Genomic DNA, 16,594 nt, shown 5'->3' on the forward strand with positions numbered 1-16,594 from the left:
AATTAGATCGGCGGATTTGCCGCACAATATTCAAAGCAGCTACCCTGCTGCTCTTGTATCACACGCCGCTCATGTTACAATAGCTAAAGGTATTAGACGCAATTTATAATAAGGAGCTTAACAAATTACATGACGAAATCATTCCAGAAGCTGGGCATTCGTGCCGAGCTGGTACAGCAATTGCAAGAACTGGGGATTACAACACCAACTCCGATCCAAGCGGAAGCGATCCCTTATATACAAGCCGGACATGATATTATTGGCGAGGCGCAGACCGGCACAGGCAAGACCCTGGCATTCATCCTGCCAATGCTTGAGTGTATCAATGTGAACAATCCAGAGGTTCAGGGGCTGATTCTAACCCCTACCCGAGAGCTTGCCATTCAAATTACTAGCGAGCTGAAGAAGCTCGCATCTGTAATTGGGGCACGTGTACTTGCCGCTTACGGCGGCCAAGATGTAGAACGCCAGCTGCGCAAGCTTGAGGGCGCAATCCATATCGTTGTCGCTACTCCTGGCCGCTTGCTGGATCATCTGCGGCGTGGCTCGATCCATTTCGGCAAATTGAAAATGCTCGTCCTTGACGAAGCGGATCAAATGCTGCATATGGGCTTTCTTCCCGAGGTCCAGAATATTGTGGAGCAAACCCCTGTACGCCGTCAGACTCTGCTCTTCTCTGCGACGATGCCACACCAGGTTCGACAGCTGGCACAGGCTTACATGCAGAAGCCAGAGGAAGTGAAAATTCCGACCCAACAGATAACGCTCACGGAAATTTCGCAAATGGCTGTCCAAGTCACAGATCGCTCTAAATTCAAGGATCTCTGTACCCTTATCGAACAACAGCATCCTTATCTTGCAGTCGTCTTCTGCCGTACCAAACGGCGTGCCAGCAAATTGAATCAGGAGCTGCAGGAGCAAGGCTACGCTACAGACGAGCTGCATGGCGATTTGTCGCAGGCGAAGCGTGAACAGGTCATGAAGAAATTCCGGGAAGCGAAGCTGCAAATACTGGTCGCTACCGACATGGCTGCTCGTGGACTTGATATTGAAGGCGTGACACATGTATTCAACTATGACATACCTGCCGATGCCGAATATTACATCCACCGCATCGGACGGACAGGTCGTGCCGGAAATACCGGGGTGGCGATCACATTTGTAACGGCCCATGACCGTGGAGCCTTGGAAGCGATCGAACGTGGCATTAAGATGACTATACCAAAGCAGCAGCTAAGCGAATCAGGACTGAGACGTATTGAAGGCTCCGCGACTACGACTGCTAGAGATTCTCGCAAAAGAAACAACGGTGCCGATAGCGCACGTTCCGGCAGAAATGCCAGTACGGGTGAATATGGTACTGGACGCAGTGCAAAACGAGGACAATCGAGAGATGAGCGCGGCTCCAACGCCGGACGCGCAGGACGATCAAGCGAGCGCGACTATTCGCGCAGCAGCCGTAGTTCGAGTCCTGGAGGCCGGGAGTCGGGACGCGCTAGCCGTGGCGAACGTCAGGACTCGGGACGACAAGGACGTCGCGGGAATGACGGACGCAATAGCGGACAAGGCAACAGGCAAGGTAACGGCCGCCCGAATCCGTCAGGCGGCAATCGTGGCGGCAGAGGCAGACGTTAGAAGCTGCACCATGAACAACAACTGATACTCTATAAATAACCGTTCCAATTGTAGATGGTCAAGTAATCCTCCATCAACGAGTGGAACGGTTTCTTTTTGAACATAAAAAGGGGCTAGCCTGCTATTCTCAAATAGCTAGGTTAGCCCCTTCATGGTTCAGCCAAATATATCTATGATTTGCATTAAACTAGATACCGTATATGTGCTTTTAGGTAAATCTGGTTCAGGCATGCTCCCCTTAGGATTAAACCATACACTATCTATTCCAACGTTATTGGCTCCCTGAATATCCGATGTTAACCGATCACCTATCATTAGAAATTCTTCTTTCCGGCTTGTCTGCAAAGCATTGAAAATATAGTTAAAGAAGTGAGGGCTCGGTTTTTCATAACCAATCTCTTCGGAAATAAATAGTTGTTCAAAATATCCTTGCAGCTTGGCATCTTCTAATCTTTTTCTTTGGGTCTTTCCTACACCGTTTGTTCCAACATATAACTTACAATCTAGCTTGCTTAGAGCACTGAGCAATTCCTCTGCTTGAGCAATGGTCTTATGTCCTTCGTTTAAATATTCACGGTACATTGCTTCAACCTTTACGCCATTTTCATTAATAGAGAACTCCTCCAAAAAAAGTGAAAAACGCGTTGTCAGCACCTCATCCCGAGAGATCAGGCCTTCCTCTATTTGATGCCACAATCCATTATTAATGCGCTTATAACATGCAATAGTTTGTTCGTTATAAGGTAATTTAAATTGCGTAATAATTTGTTTTAATGCCTTTTCCTCTGAATCTTGAAAATCAAGAATCGTATCATCCAAGTCAAAAATAATATGTTTGTAATTGTTCATGATCTATACACCTCTTGGTAGTAATATATCAAAATTAAGGGAGAATCGCCCATCCATAACTTACCTGCCCTATTCTCCTTCCAGACATGTTAGAATGAAATTGCGAAAAGTTACAATATTGTAACCGGGATGTCATTTTTGAATTCCATCGCGAACACAATACGATAACTTGGAGGGAATTAAGAATATGACCAATAAGAATCTGAAAACTCTATTAACAGGAAGTATGGCGGTAGCTGTTATCGCTGCTGGAGTAGTCTTGCCACAAGGAGGAAAAGCGGAAGCAGCCTCTGCTTCTAATATAGATTGCAATCAACCAACACAGCAGGTCCAAAAGGTTCAGCAAAAATGGGCGCAATTGAACTGGAATGGTAACTTGGACGATTTGAAATCTCTGCTATCCCAGATTCCTAATCTTGATCTGTCTAACCTGCCGGAGATTCAAAAACCAACAGCTCCGAGCGAGAAACCAAGCAACCCAGACCAAAAGCCATCGACAGGATCGGACTCATCTAATAACAATAACAACGAAACGCCAACAAAACCGACTACACCTACAACACCTACAACACCAACTGCACCAAGCGATAATAACAATGGCACATCCGGTCAAACGGACAATGCTTCCTTCGCACAGCAAGTGGTGAATCTGGTCAATCAGGAACGCAGCAAAGCTGGTCTTAAGCCGCTAACTGTTCAAGATAATCTGACTAAAGTGGCTGCAGCCAAAGCAGCGGATATGCGCGAGAACAATTATTTTGACCATCAATCGCCAACCTATGGCTCCCCATTCGATATGATGAAGCAATTTGGAGTCAGCTACAGTTACGCAGGTGAGAATATTGCAAAAGGTCAACGTACCCCTGCTGAAGTAATGAACGCTTGGATGAATAGTGAAGGCCATCGTCAAAATATTATGAACCCGAACTTCACGAAAATTGGTGTGGCTTATGATAACGGCTACTGGGTTCAAGAATTTATCGGCTAAGTCCGCTTTTGATAAGAAAACCGATCGAAGTCATTCATGGATGAGCGACCGCGATCTAAAGGTAGGTTTTCTTGCGATATAGAATTTCATCAGCACTCGCTGATAACGTATAAATTCTATATCTAACACGAAGTGAATCAAGAAGTAGAGTCGACATCGAATCTTGAATTCAGCCGGGTCTTCCGGTGCTCACGTACCCAAAACGTACGCTCCGCTCCTCAGACCCTAGCTTTATCCAACCTTCTCGGTGCTGAAAACCGGACTTTTTGAAGACGCACTAGTAGAATCCAAATAAAGACAGTTAAGCTACACATAAATCCAGAAATACTGCAAATCCTAGGTACCAAGAAGGTGCCTAGGATTTTTCTTACCTACTCCTCTTGTTGTTCAGCGCTTGTATGCATCGTCCTCTTCATTTCAATACAGAATCGATATTTTCCTTGCTGATGATCCAGCCAAATCCGGGCACCATGCAGTTCGACAATATTTCTGGCGATTGATAAGCCTAGTCCGTAGCCAGAGGGCATATACATATCACTCTGCTTAGGCTCCATCCTATAGAATCGTTGAAATAGCAGTTCTTCCTGCTCTTTAGTAATCGGTTGACCTTGATTCTCGATCGATAGCTGTACATATTTCTCACCTGTAACTAGGCTGATCTTCACTTCACCAGGCAGCAGTGAGAACTTCGTAGCATTCATAAGCAGATTATCAATGGCCCGGACCATTTGCTCAACATCCATGCGCATAATGATCGGATCGGGGCTTAGCTCCTGAATTAAAGTAATTCCTTGTTCTCTGGCAACCGGTTCAAATTCCGAGACCATTTGCTCAATTAGACTATGAAAGTCTACCTCCTGAAAATTTAACTGAACATCGCCATGAGATAGACGTGTATACTCAAACAGATCATCAATCAACTGCTTGAGCTGCTGGGTTTTGTTGAAAGCATTGTTAATATAGCGTGCCTCTTCCTCGTCATCCTGAAACGCTTGCTTCTTAAGCAAATCCAGATATCCAATAATGCTAGTCAACGGAGTTCTCAAATCATGAGATACACTTGTAATTAAGTCCATCCGAGAGATCTCCAAATGTCGTTCACGTTCTACTTGCTCTTGTAATTGCTGAGCCATATGATTTACGTTCTGGGAGACGATCCCTAATTCATCCTGCCTCGATACGGAAAGCCTGTAATTCAAATCCCCGCTTGCAATGACCATCAATCCGTTCGCGACTTGCCAGATGGATCTAACGATAGGACGAGTAAGGATAATAAAGCAAAAGATAAATATAGCTATAAATAATATAAGACTTGTTACGGTATTCGGGAATAGGGAAATCACAAATGTTGTGACGATGAAGCTCAGAAAAATAGCCCAGATCAATTGGGTACGAATACTCTTCTTCCCGCTAATGACTACCCAAATTTTATTTATCAATGCGATACCCCACTCCCCATACCGTTTTAATATATTGAGGATTTCTCGGGTTGGCTTCGATCTTCTCGCGAAGGTTGCGGATATGGACCATTACTGTATTTTGGGAGTAATACGCATGCTGTTCCTTCCACACCTTCTGATAGATCTTATCGATGTTAAACACTTGCCCGCGATGGCTGGCGAGCAGTTCCAAAATCGCGAACTCAATCGGCGTTAAGGATACCTCTCTGCCTTTGACTGTGACGCGATAATAATCCTTGTTGATCACAAGGTCATCAATACAAATCTCGCCCTCATCAGCTGCCTGGGTAGTCACCGCGGTATAATTTTGCCGCCTTAGCTGTGCTTTGATTCTAGCTATTAACTCCAGAGGATTGAATGGCTTGGTCATGTAATCATCCCCGCCCATGGAGAGGCCGGTGATTTTGTCGAGGTCCTCTCCTTTTGCGGATAGCATAATAATAGGTACTCCCGAGTTCTCCCTAATTTTCAGGCAAGCCGAGATGCCATCCAAATTTGGCATCATAATATCCAGAATAATCAAATGAATCTGCTCTTGCTGCAAGAGCTCCAATGCCTTCTTCCCATCTTCAGCCTGAACTACATGATAACCTTCATTGCGGAGATAAATATGCAAAATATCGCGAATCTCCGGGTCATCGTCAACAACTAATATATTTACGCTCATCATAGGCCCCCCAAGGGTTACTTCAAGCCGCCTGCATCATAGATGACAACGTCAGTTTATTATTCTATCCAGAATTCAGCAAGCTCTGATTTTATGGATTGGGCTGCCTGCTGATGTGTTTTCTCGATTTCAAGCTAACCGCCAAGCATTTTCCTGCAATGAAATAGAGTATTTCCGCAATAAAAATTGCCGCAGCGATATCTAATAAATAGTGTTGTTTAACAAACAGGGTTGAAAGTACGATAGCCACAAGCATGAAACTGGTAAAGAAACGCATGAGTTTAGCTAAACCATTGCAATCCAATGCTCCCCTCCAAATTAAGTAAGTCGTCAACACATGGATACTGGGGAAGCAATTAAAAGGGTTATCTGTTTGATAAGTAAATCGCACCAGTGAATATAAAATACCCTGCCCTGTAATCGGCGGACGAGGTACTGTCGTCTGGTAAAAGTAATAGATGATATAGGAAATTATAAGTCCAAGACATAGTGCGATGAAAGTCCGATAATAGGTCTTGCTGCTGTTCGCTAAAATAACAATGAGCATAATCATGATAAATGGGTACCAGGACAGATAAGGAATAATAAACGCAGGAATAAACGGAATCTGTGCATCGAGATCCGTCATCAGATTATTTACACGCGCCCCATCATGATTCAAGACCATATAAAAGATGTTTAATATGGGAATTAACAGAATCCATAATAAAGGACGATATTTCATAAATTTAGAGGAGCAATTTGATGACATCAGTGTGTCCCCCTTTTTCTGCATACATAGACGAAGGCCGGCGGAACATTAAGAGGCACGAACTTGATCTCATCAATATCGAATCGCTCTGCCAGCTGCTTCTTCATTTGACGAGAATATTGGAAAGCGATGAATAGTCCCCCGTCCTTGAGGGAAGCAATAATCTCATCAAGCAGATGATTCCGTACCGTCTGCGAAAAGTTAAAAAAGGGCAGCCCGCTGATAACGCAATCAAGCTGTTCCAGCTTCTCCTGACCCATGACGTATTGTAGTCGGCAGGCATCTCTGTAACATCCGTATTGGGCATATTGAAATCTTAATTCCCTGTATAGAGCAGGGTCCTTCTCAAATAGCAGCACCCGAGTGTCTGCGTTAGCCGCCGTTTGAATATACTTCGTAATGGCCCCTGTTCCAGCGCCGAGTTCAGCCACACTGTTGACTTCATCCCAGGATACCGAGCCAACCATCGCTTTAGCCAGAATTTTAGAGCTAGGTGTTACACTACCAACCTGTCTAGGTGATCGTAGAAATTTATAGAAAAACAGCGCTTTTTCTTGAATTAATTCACTAACACTTGAAGTCATTAACGTCTCCCCCTCACCATTTTTCATCATCATAGCGAAAACTTCTTCAGATCAAGCTAGGAAAAATCTGAATTAATTCTGAAGATCCGGTAAGGTAGGTCGATCGCCTGCCAAGTGTACGGAATACGTACAGAAACAGAAAGAACCCGAAGATCGAAATCTCGGGTTCTGTTCATATAAGCTATTACTACCTAGTGTAGATCCGATGAATCATCACTGCAACCTCTGCTCTAGTTGCTGACTCTACCGGATGAATCGCACGGCCGTCACCCAGAATAATACCTGCCTTGGCCAGTGAGGCCACACTCTCTACCGCATACTCAGCGAGCTTGGAGCTATCCGTGAATTTACTCAGATCAGCAGCGCTGCCTACTTCATTCATTTTTCCGGCTAGCTTGAGCGCTCTTGCGGTCAGCACCATCATATCCTGCCTGGATATTACTGCCTTCGGTTCGAACTTATTACCGCCAATTCCCTTAGCAATTCCGAGCTGCTTCGCAATTCCGAGCGCCTCGTAATAATATGCGCCTGAAGCAACATCCGTGAAGTTAGCGTTGAAGTCGGCCTCCAGTCCAAGAGCTCGAACTAACAATACTATAAAGTCTGCCCGCGAAATGTGCTTACTCGGCTCAAAGGTGAACTCCGTCGTTCCCTTAATGATACCTGCATCAGCAAGTTCTTCAATCGCGTTCTTCGCCCACAAATATTTCTCCCCTACATCATTGAAGCGCTTCTTGGCCGGTGCCGGGGTCTCAGGTTTCTTATCCGGTTCTGGCACTACATCCGTGCCCGACCCCGGGACTGTTGTCTTCGGCGGAGAGATCGTGCCGCCGTCGTTGCTTCCTCCCGTGCTGCCACCAGTGCTTCCGCCTCCGCCCGACGTTTGCAGCGTCGTAACATATCTGATATTGCTCATCTTCGACAGATTCCCTGCTGCATCAAACGCAACGACAAAGTATTTATAGGTTGTGCCCGCAGATAGGCCGGTGTCTCTATATTCTGTCTTTGTCGTCGTGCTTATGACTTGATCATTGCGGTATACTTTGTAGCCAGTTACACCTAAGTTATCGCTGGATGGTGTCCATTTCAAATCCACTACCGTACTGGACACCGCCTCCGCTCTTTCGATTGTCGGCTCCGTAGGCGCTTCGGTATCGACAATGGTCGGTGTCCACCAATTGCCGGATACCACAATCATGCTAAGCAAGCGCAGATTGTTGCCAAAATAGACGTCATCTTCGGTCCGCACCGCCGCATTATGATCCCACAGCTTATTCAGCCATTCCTGGTTGGAGGAATCGATCATCGCACTAACCATAAGCGGAGCAGAGAATGTGATATCTCCATATTCCTCAAGCGCCTTGGAACCATCCAGTTTGTAACCGGCCAGGATCTGATCAGGATCGCCGTTCGTCACTCCACGAATCCAACGGTTAAGTGTACTAAGCTGGTCCTTTGCCCGTGGATCTCCCGTTACAAGATAATCGGTGCCAATCCGCCACGGCGTACGTGAAGAATTATAGCTATAATCTCCATCGTACTCCGATTCGAGGAAGTTCGGCTCTGCTGGAACGAACTTACCGCCGGATTTCAATACAAAATCAGGAAGCAAGCCAGCATCTGGACTATAGCCAGAATACAAATCATTAATAATTCCATATGTCGTATCTACGACCCGATCCCATTTGCTATCGCCCGTTACATTGCGGTAATCCTTCATATGCTGCAGCATGAAATCGGAAGGACGTGTGGCGGCAGCCCACTTCCCACTCGTAGCCCAATCTGCAATTCTGAGCATCCAGACGGTCTGGTTCACTTCACTGTCCATAATGGCGCTGATCACTTTTTTGGCCTCAGCCAAGTAATTGATCTCTCCCGAACTGCCCCATTGGCTGTCAGCCAGCAATAACGCATAGGCAATATCCATATCGCCATCCGTTGCCGAATCGACGCCATCGACATCAACGATCGCTGTCCCCGTATCACCTTGCTTCCAAGCCATCAGATTCGGGTTTATTTCGCTCGGATGCGCTTTGAAGTAGCGGAACAAGCCATCGAAGTACTTCTTCGCATCTGGATCATGCCCACCCATCAGAGCAGTAATCAGCATCCCGTAACCATGCGCTTCCGATACTGTGGTGGCCATATAGTCCACACCGAGCTCCTCATCGTATTCCTCTTCAAACCAATCCCCGTCGGCGTACCATACATAATATTGATCAGGATCAGATTTTTGGAGATAAGGATGCTTTTTTAAATATTTGGCCTTCCATTCGTCGTACAAACGGCCTACTGTCTGATCCAGTTGCTCTTGTGTCACATGATTCGGCTTGATCGAGCCTTGCACATAACTCGTATGCTGTGGGAAGGCTTTGTGAGGTCCCTCCCCTTCCGAAGCCTGCTTCGTCTTTACAACGATCTCATTGCTGGCCAACGATTCAATGCCTTCGGCGTTAAAGGCCTTAACAATATAACGATAAGACGTGTCCGGCTTAAGGCCGATATCGTTATAAGATGTCGCTACCGTCGTTCCCGCGAGAGATCCATCGCGATAGATATGGTAGCCCGACGGGCTGACTGTGCCTGAAGAAGCATTCCACGTCAGATTAATCTGGAACGCCGATACTCCCGTGCCTTTCAAATTGCTTGGCGCAGAAGGCGGCTCCTGCTCGACTGGCCCTCCAAGAGTGCTGACCTCGACCGGAGCAGAATTATCCCTTCTGCCGACAGATTTGATGATGAAATCATAATTTTTCCCCGGATTAATGCCTTCCACGGTGTAACTGTACTCCGTCTGTCCCTCTTTAATCGTTATATACTTGCTCCAATACGTCTTGATTTTATCATTCTTCTCGTAGATCCTGAACCCTCTAACGGGCTCCTTGCTGTTCGCAGGAGCTGTCCAGGTAAGCACCGCGTTGTTCCCCTTCAATGTAACCTTGGCTGCTTCCACCTGGTTCGGTTTGCTATCTGTCCTCTTGATCCCGTAATGGTCGTAATCGATTAATCCATTTCCGACGGTTCCAGATTTCCCTTCATCCTCCACCGCTGCCGTATATGCCGTAAATTTCATCACCTGATCGGAAATCGAGACATCGGTAAACATTTTCTTCTCCGGCTGTTCGTCAACCGCGGCAAAATAATCATCATACCAGATCGGATCCCCGTTCTCATCATAGATGAGCTGCGGTTCCCAATTCTCATCTAACTCGTACTGATAATTTTTATAATAGAATTTATTCCCGAAGGCATTCGACATGAGATAGACCGTGCCCTGCGGGTTGATGACATTACCCTCCCCGTCCTTATCCAGGCTGGTCGGATCAATAATCTGATCGCCATACATTTGGAAGGACCGCATGTACATGTGATCATGTGCTTCGAACACCATATCGATGCCCAGTTCATCGAAGACCGGGATCAAATTTTTCTTATAAAATTCAATGCGCTCGCCTTCCCACTGGGCTGAATTATCACCAGCGGCATAAGGGGATTTATGAAAAGTAACGAACTTCCATTTCTTATCCGACTTGGCAACCGTATTTCTCATCCAGTCCACTTGGTTCCAGAACTGCTCATGCTGATCGTCGTCCCAATTCACTGTTCCATCCTCATTCAGCTTGCCGTCAAATTGCGAATTGTAGACCATATAGAGCGCGTCTCCATATTCGAAGGCATAGACGGAACCGTCATGCGTCGCTGCGACCACCTTCCGCGGCAGATTGAAATGATTGTAGAAGTTATTGTTAGGTGTCGTCTCGTCTCCGTCATAGTCCTGAATCTCATGACCACCAAGAACAGGTACGAACGGCACATTCAGCAGCTCATCCTGAGCTACGCCGAGCATCCACTGCCACTGTTCCTCCAGGTCGCCGTTATCGACCAAATCCCCCGCATTAATCAGAAACTTCGGATCCCCGATATAATCACGGGCCTTCTTGAACGTATCCGCCCATGGCTCGAAATCTTCCTTACTAGAAGCCTGCGAATCCGACCCGACAATGAAGCGGTAAGGCTGATGCTGTTCCGTATCGGTCGTGAAGGACCCAATTCCACTCCATTCCTGGCCGTTGCCGACACGGAAGCGATACTTGGTGCCCGGCTTCAAGTGATTAGCAGCTGCTTTGTGGCTGATGAATTTCACTTTATGTCCGGTCGAGCGGTCGGCCTTGGACATAAATGTCTCGATCTCTTCTCCGGTACCAGTAAACCCCATCGCCTCTTTTTCTGGAAATACTTCCCCCGTCATCCTGGAAGCTTCAACGACCTGTACTTTCGTATCCGTCATGATATCTGTGTACCATGCAAAAGCGATCCCCGTCTTCGGATCAGCATTAAAGGTCATATTGATCAGCTTCGGAATAAGTGGGGAATCCTGTGTCGTGAAGCTCCAGGATATATCTCTAACGAGTGGGACTCCATCTTCGGCAATGATCGCTTGTCTCGGAATGGACACGGTATATGTAGCCCCATAGGTGAATTCCGGATGGTTAATGTGCAGCGTATTACCGCCGACTGCAACTGTCGCTTCAATCCTAATGCCATTCCCGTCGATAATACTTACGGACGACTCGCTGCTGATTGAAATATTCTTATTAAACTTGACGGTTAATGGCGCATCCGCTGCAACGCTCTCTTCACCATGCTTAGGGAGGTATGAGAGATCAATCGTAGGAATGACCGGAGTCTTCCCCGTGATCGGATCGCCGGTTACGTAAATATTTCGGATTCTGCTGGAGCCTCCACCACCGATGCCCGATGGATTATCCACCGTATTCGTTGGCGTGTTAGAATTGACAATCCAGCGGATGTACAGCAATTCTTTATCGTCCGCGCCATCAAGCGGGAGATCCTTCAGCTTGCAGGTATCGTTCGGACAGTTGTAGCTGGAGCTTGTATTCATCTGGATGATGCCGTTCTCCACATCTGTCCATGTTGCTTGATCCGTACTCATCTGCAGCTTGAAATCATTAGGTCCGGAACCAGATGAGTTCTGCTCAGACGATATAGCGATATTTTCAAACCCAGCAGTAGACATCGTCACTAGCCAGTACTTCTTGCCATTGCCCTGATCCCAACCCTGGTAGCTGATCTCCTGCTTACTGCCACTATAGTTCTCGAATACACCGCCAACATTGGTCAGAATGGATGCCGACTGATACTTTCCGTCTGTAGCAACAAATGTGCCGTTGTCCCCTTCATTCTGAAAGACCCACTGCGCAATAACCTCCCGGCCGAGAGACTGGGCAACATACACAGCATCAGTCGCATTCGGTACAGATTCCAGTATTTGGGTTCCGGTTACTTCCCCTGTTGACAACGCGGTGTTGTCCACGATATATCCCGGTGCGACTCCCTGTGCATGGTCTACTAGCGGCCCGTCAGCAGATACGATCCCTGCCATCTGGAACAACAGCATAAAGATTAATAATAGAGATAGGGGCCGTTGCCATTTTGGCTTGACTAGGTTCTTCATTAGCAGCTCATTACCTCACTTTCTTGAAAGTTAAAGCGCTTTAACTTTTGGGATGAGAAAAATCTTCTAAATAATGCGACTACAAGAAAACTTGCCCTTTCTAATGCCCTGCCTCCCCCCTTCATCAGACATTCGCAAGCCGGCCATCGCATATTCGCCGGATCTTGAGTTTACTATAGCGTAAGCGCTCACAAAAATTCTCTACGTATTTTCTCAAAAACCTCGGTTTTCAACGTTTTCTGCTAAAATCATGAACCGCTTGCGATCTCTTATTATCCACCATGAATGTAAGCTCAAGATCATTGGCAAGTAAAATTGTGTAAAGGTTATTCAAACCAGACTCTGGCATGCTATGATCAATGTAAGCGCATTCTGTCTATAGACATATGGAGGGATTGGAAAATGGAAATAAACTTTTACGAATCAGAACTATTTTATATTAGCCGTGAAAAAAAGATTCATTCCAGCATCCCTTCCCATCATTATCATGATGCTTATGAAATTTTGTATATCATTTCTGGTGAGTTGTATTATTTCATCGGGGACCGGACCTATCAGGTTGTCAGTGGGGTCCTACTATTGATCAATATGAATGAGGTGCATCGATTAATCAATTCGAACGGGGCCGAGTATGAGAGGGTCACTTTATTGTTCAAAAAAGAAGCTCTTCAGTCGCTGTTGCCGGAAGCGGAAGACCTTGATCTGTTTGACTACTTCCGTTCTGACTCGAATGCAGTAAAGCTACGGGGTCATGAGCAAAATTTTGTAGAAGATCTATTCGATAAAATAATCCGTGAAGATACGAGTAACTCTACGAATTCCGCTTCATCAGAGCTCTATGTAAGGCTGATGCTGATGGAACTACTGATCTTCATTAAACGGAAATTCGATAACGGGCATAACGACTATTTTATCGAATCCAACCGCACCTATCGGCAAATCTCGCAAATTATTCATCATATTCATGAAAACTATAATCAGCGCCTGGCATTAGAGGATATATCAAAAAAGTTCTACCTGAGCCTGTCCCATTTAAGTCGTACCTTCAAGGAATCAACCGGTTTCACCTTTATTGAATACGTCAACAATGTCCGAGCGAGGGAAGCCTGCTCCCTGCTGAAAAGCAGCAAACTCACCGTCTCAGAAATCGCCGAGCTCGTGGGCTTCGAAAGCCAGACTCATTTCGGTCGCATATTCAAGGCCATTGTTGGCATTCCGCCGTTAAAGTATCGGAAGATGAATCAGAGTGAATGAATCTAAAAAAGTAGACCGCCCCAATATAGGGAGTGCGATCTACTTCGTTAATTTGCCTGCTTGCTGCGGACAAGGCTTATTTCTTATCGCGCATATATTGCGGTGGATGAACATCATCGATCAACAGTAGGCCATCGTATTGATCCCTGGCGACAAGACTCTCTGGAATCATGCCCCAGCTGTAGGTGTACCTTGGCTCGAACATCCATGAATTTCCACGCTCATTATTGCGATACTTAAGGTCAATAAATGTATAAGGTGATTGGCTGGCTTTGGACACGATCGATTCGATAGAGCCCTCTTGCAATGGAAGAACATTGTGGATCGCACCTGTATTATCTGCCGTCTGTCCGCTCACCGGGTACAAGCCCAGAACATAGCTGTATTTCTTCCATTCATCAGGCAGAAGTTCCCCCATCTGTTTCACTGGATAATAGGTTCCCATCACTTCACTATGTGCCTTCTGAATATGATCGTTATGCCCCCATACGATGAACTTCTCGTTCGGATACACTTCGGTCGCAAGCCAGATCAGGTTATCCAGCATCGCTTGATCCCGCCATTCCATCGACTTCAGCAGATATTCGGCGTAAACAGCATAATCTTCCTCTTCATAACCGCGATTCGACTTAATGGATAGCTCTACATATTCGTCGGCTACTCGAATGCGGTCCTGAAGGCTCCGCTCCAGTTGTTTCATGAGCGCAGGATTAGATGGATACAAGACTTTGATGTGCTCCTCAGTTCCTTTAGCCTTAAGTGAACGAAGAGCTCCATTGTAGGCGCCTATCAAGTGATTTTTATCTTTCTGATACGCCTCTAGATCGGTTCCTCTCGCATAAGCGGAAAGCTTCTCCTCCGCCTGCTTCAAGCGTTCAGCCTGCTTCGCATCTGTAAGCCATTTGCCATCCATGAGCGGAAATTGCATCTGAATATCAAAGCCTGTCAATAGAAGCGGCTTCTCGCTCGTCTGCGTGTCCTTTAGATAGTTAAACAATGGGAGAATCTCCTTGCTCCACCACACGCCGAAGATCGAATCCTTCATCGTCTGTTCTGCACTCTGATTGCCTGCATTCCCATAAGCAACAGAAGCGTTGCTTAGTCCACTCTCAAAAGCTAGTACATTATAGCCCATTTCTTCATGCAGATATTGAATCAATCTTGTCTTGGCTAGATTAAACTCTGCAACGCCATGAGAGCTCTCTCCGAGAAATACAATACGCTTATCGTGAAGAAGCGGCTTCAGCATCTCAAGATCCTTGAAGCTTCCTGGCTCGATCTTTCCTTCCACCGGCTTGATCGTCTCCAGACGATAAGCATGATTCTTGGTCCACGCCTCCCAATCAGCCAGCGTCTCCTGGGTTGTTCGCGCAACCTGCTGTGATAAGGCCTCGCTCATTGGGTTCACCTCTTGCGCATACACCGGAACTGCGCTTACCAACAATTGTGCGCCTAGTACAGCCGCGGCAACAACCCCTGCTACCTTACGTTTATTCACCTGTATCATATGAAACATCCCCTTAAGTTTATGTAATGTCTTCTGTCCTTCTGTTTCTCCATCCCAATGTGTTTCTCTTAATAGCACTATTCTCTACTTTTGTCACGCTAGCTACTTTTAATGCCACTATTCCCCAGTCACACTATTCACGCTATTCACGCTAGCCACGCCAATAGATCCCGATGTTTCCTAGCAGCTCAGCCCCTACTCTTCCCAAAAGAGATCATCCAACGTGCGCCCTAGCGCTTTGCATATAGAAACGCAAAGGCTTAGAGATGGATTATATTTGCCAAGCTCTATCAACCCTATCGTCTGTCTCGATACACCAACAATCTGAGCTAGCTCATCTTGGGACAGATCCTTCTCAACCCGGGCCATTTTCATTTTTAAATTTTTCATGGTGTCTGTCCTTCACGCTCCTATTCAATAAGATCGCTATCATCAAGATCCCTGTCTGAACGACGCTTGCTCAGCTGATTCATCACAAGATGGCTGACCGCTGTCAGAATGACAAAGAAAGGAATATACATGATCAGACTAGCGGCAAAGACACTAAGAAAGTATTTCACTTGGAGCGCGCCATCTCCATCCGCAAAAAGATATGCACTACGGAATCCAAAGAACAAAGCTAGAAATAGGCCTGAAGCAAGACCGATCATGAGCTGCTTCTTGGTCATGGAGAATCGATGCGTCTGGTCATGCACCTCTACCTCGTCAGAGTATACCCCTGACCTGACACTCCGTATCATAGAGTAGATACTCGTTACGATTAGAATGGCAAGCTCCACCCATACCGACTGTTTCTCCATGAAGAAGAACGTCTTCACAATCACCGATATACTGCAGATCATCAACGTCAGCACCCAGGCTTCCTTCGCAATCTGATTCTTCAGATTCACAATCCGCTCATCCTGCACGGACTTCCTCTTAAACCAACTCATATCCCATACCACCCTCACAATAAATTCCTCTTTGTGAATTTGATTATACCGATATATCGGACAATTTGCAATATATATATGTCATTTAGTTTTATATATTATTCTTAATGACATATTATATGTGCGTTGGGCAATTGTTCTACTTCCCTCTAACCTCATTACAGATGGGTCTCTAGCTATGCAAATAAGAGTCCTTCCTATCTTCTAACAAGATAAAGAAAGACTCTTTTCGGGTTTTGTCATATTCGCAATGCTAGCTTCGTTTGTTTTCAGCCGCTGATAGCGTCGCTAACGGTTTCTAACGAAACGTGGTATCGCTATTTGCACCAAAAAAGCCTTCTAAAAACTCTAACGAAACAGGGTATCGTTATTGAGCCCAATTGGCTACTTTTAGCTCGAATTTAGCCCGAATAGCGATATGTAGTTTCGTTAGAGTTTATTTACCTCGAAATGTGAGGCAATAGCGATATGTAGTTTCGTTAGAGTTGTGT

At 45.9% G+C, this 16,594-nt stretch carries 12 protein-coding genes; 3 read left to right on the forward strand and 9 right to left on the reverse strand.

The annotated features are described in order from the left end of the window. Nucleotides 1-129: 129 nt before the first annotated feature. Nucleotides 130-1,635, forward strand: coding sequence for a DEAD/DEAH box helicase (locus ABD014_RS12775; protein ID WP_343861564.1), 1,506 nt, complete (start codon nt 130-132; stop codon nt 1,633-1,635). 156 nt (nt 1,636-1,791) lie between these two features. Here ABD014_RS12775 and ABD014_RS12780 read toward each other — a convergent pair whose 3' ends face one another. Further along, nucleotides 1,792-2,484, reverse strand: a complete 693-nt coding sequence (locus ABD014_RS12780; RefSeq protein ID WP_343861566.1) for a YjjG family noncanonical pyrimidine nucleotidase — start codon at nt 2,482-2,484, stop codon at nt 1,792-1,794. A 187-nt stretch (nt 2,485-2,671) separates the two neighbouring features. Here ABD014_RS12780 and ABD014_RS12785 point away from each other — a divergent pair, with 187 nt between their 5' ends. After that, entirely contained in the window at nt 2,672-3,472 is an 801-nt protein-coding gene (locus ABD014_RS12785) for a CAP domain-containing protein (RefSeq protein WP_343861568.1), read from the forward strand. 371 nt (nt 3,473-3,843) lie between these two features. On the opposite strand, the gene ABD014_RS12790 is transcribed toward ABD014_RS12785, so the two are convergent. The 5 genes from ABD014_RS12790 to ABD014_RS12810 all read right to left on the reverse strand — a co-directional run bounded on the left by ABD014_RS12790 (nt 3,844) and on the right by ABD014_RS12810 (nt 12,410). Next, nucleotides 3,844-4,911 carry a HAMP domain-containing sensor histidine kinase gene (locus ABD014_RS12790; RefSeq protein WP_343861570.1) on the reverse strand — a complete coding sequence of 356 codons (1,068 nt, stop codon included), beginning with the start codon at nt 4,909-4,911 and terminating at the stop codon, nt 3,844-3,846. Then, entirely contained in the window at nt 4,901-5,602 is a 702-nt protein-coding gene (locus tag ABD014_RS12795; protein ID WP_379340312.1) for a response regulator, read from the reverse strand. Before ABD014_RS12795 ends, ABD014_RS12790 begins: the two co-directional genes overlap by 11 nt. 88 nt (nt 5,603-5,690) lie before the next feature. Further along, complete coding sequence (locus ABD014_RS12800; protein ID WP_343861572.1) at nt 5,691-6,350, reverse strand: phosphatase PAP2 family protein; 660 nt, start codon at nt 6,348-6,350, stop codon at nt 5,691-5,693. Next, nucleotides 6,350-6,934, reverse strand: coding sequence for a class I SAM-dependent methyltransferase (locus ABD014_RS12805; RefSeq protein WP_343861574.1), 585 nt, complete (start codon nt 6,932-6,934; stop codon nt 6,350-6,352). Before ABD014_RS12805 ends, ABD014_RS12800 begins: the two co-directional genes overlap by 1 nt. A gap of 187 nt (nt 6,935-7,121) precedes the next feature. Next, on the reverse strand, nt 7,122-12,410 hold the full coding sequence (locus tag ABD014_RS12810) for a glycosyl hydrolase family 8 (RefSeq protein ID WP_343861576.1): 5,289 nt from the start codon (nt 12,408-12,410) through the stop codon (nt 7,122-7,124). A 402-nt stretch (nt 12,411-12,812) separates the two neighbouring features. Between ABD014_RS12810 and ABD014_RS12815 the strand changes: the two genes are divergently transcribed. After that, the gene (locus ABD014_RS12815; RefSeq protein WP_343861578.1) at nt 12,813-13,664 is read left to right on the forward strand and encodes a helix-turn-helix domain-containing protein; all 852 of its coding nucleotides are present in this window, start codon (nt 12,813-12,815) and stop codon (nt 13,662-13,664) included. 76 nt (nt 13,665-13,740) lie between these two features. Here ABD014_RS12815 and ABD014_RS12820 read toward each other — a convergent pair whose 3' ends face one another. The 3 genes from ABD014_RS12820 to ABD014_RS12830 form a co-directional block, all read right to left on the reverse strand. After that, the gene (locus ABD014_RS12820) at nt 13,741-15,171 is read right to left on the reverse strand and encodes an erythromycin esterase family protein (protein ID WP_343861580.1); all 1,431 of its coding nucleotides are present in this window, start codon (nt 15,169-15,171) and stop codon (nt 13,741-13,743) included. A gap of 195 nt (nt 15,172-15,366) precedes the next feature. Continuing rightward, entirely contained in the window at nt 15,367-15,561 is a 195-nt protein-coding gene (locus tag ABD014_RS12825; RefSeq protein ID WP_343861582.1) for a helix-turn-helix transcriptional regulator, read from the reverse strand. 20 nt (nt 15,562-15,581) lie between these two features. After that, nucleotides 15,582-16,103, reverse strand: coding sequence for a DUF6773 family protein (locus tag ABD014_RS12830; RefSeq protein WP_343861584.1), 522 nt, complete (start codon nt 16,101-16,103; stop codon nt 15,582-15,584). Between the last annotated feature and the right edge of the window lie 491 nt (nt 16,104-16,594).

This window comes from Paenibacillus motobuensis (genome assembly GCF_039521865.1).
Taxonomy (GTDB): domain Bacteria; phylum Bacillota; class Bacilli; order Paenibacillales; family Paenibacillaceae; genus Fontibacillus; species Fontibacillus motobuensis.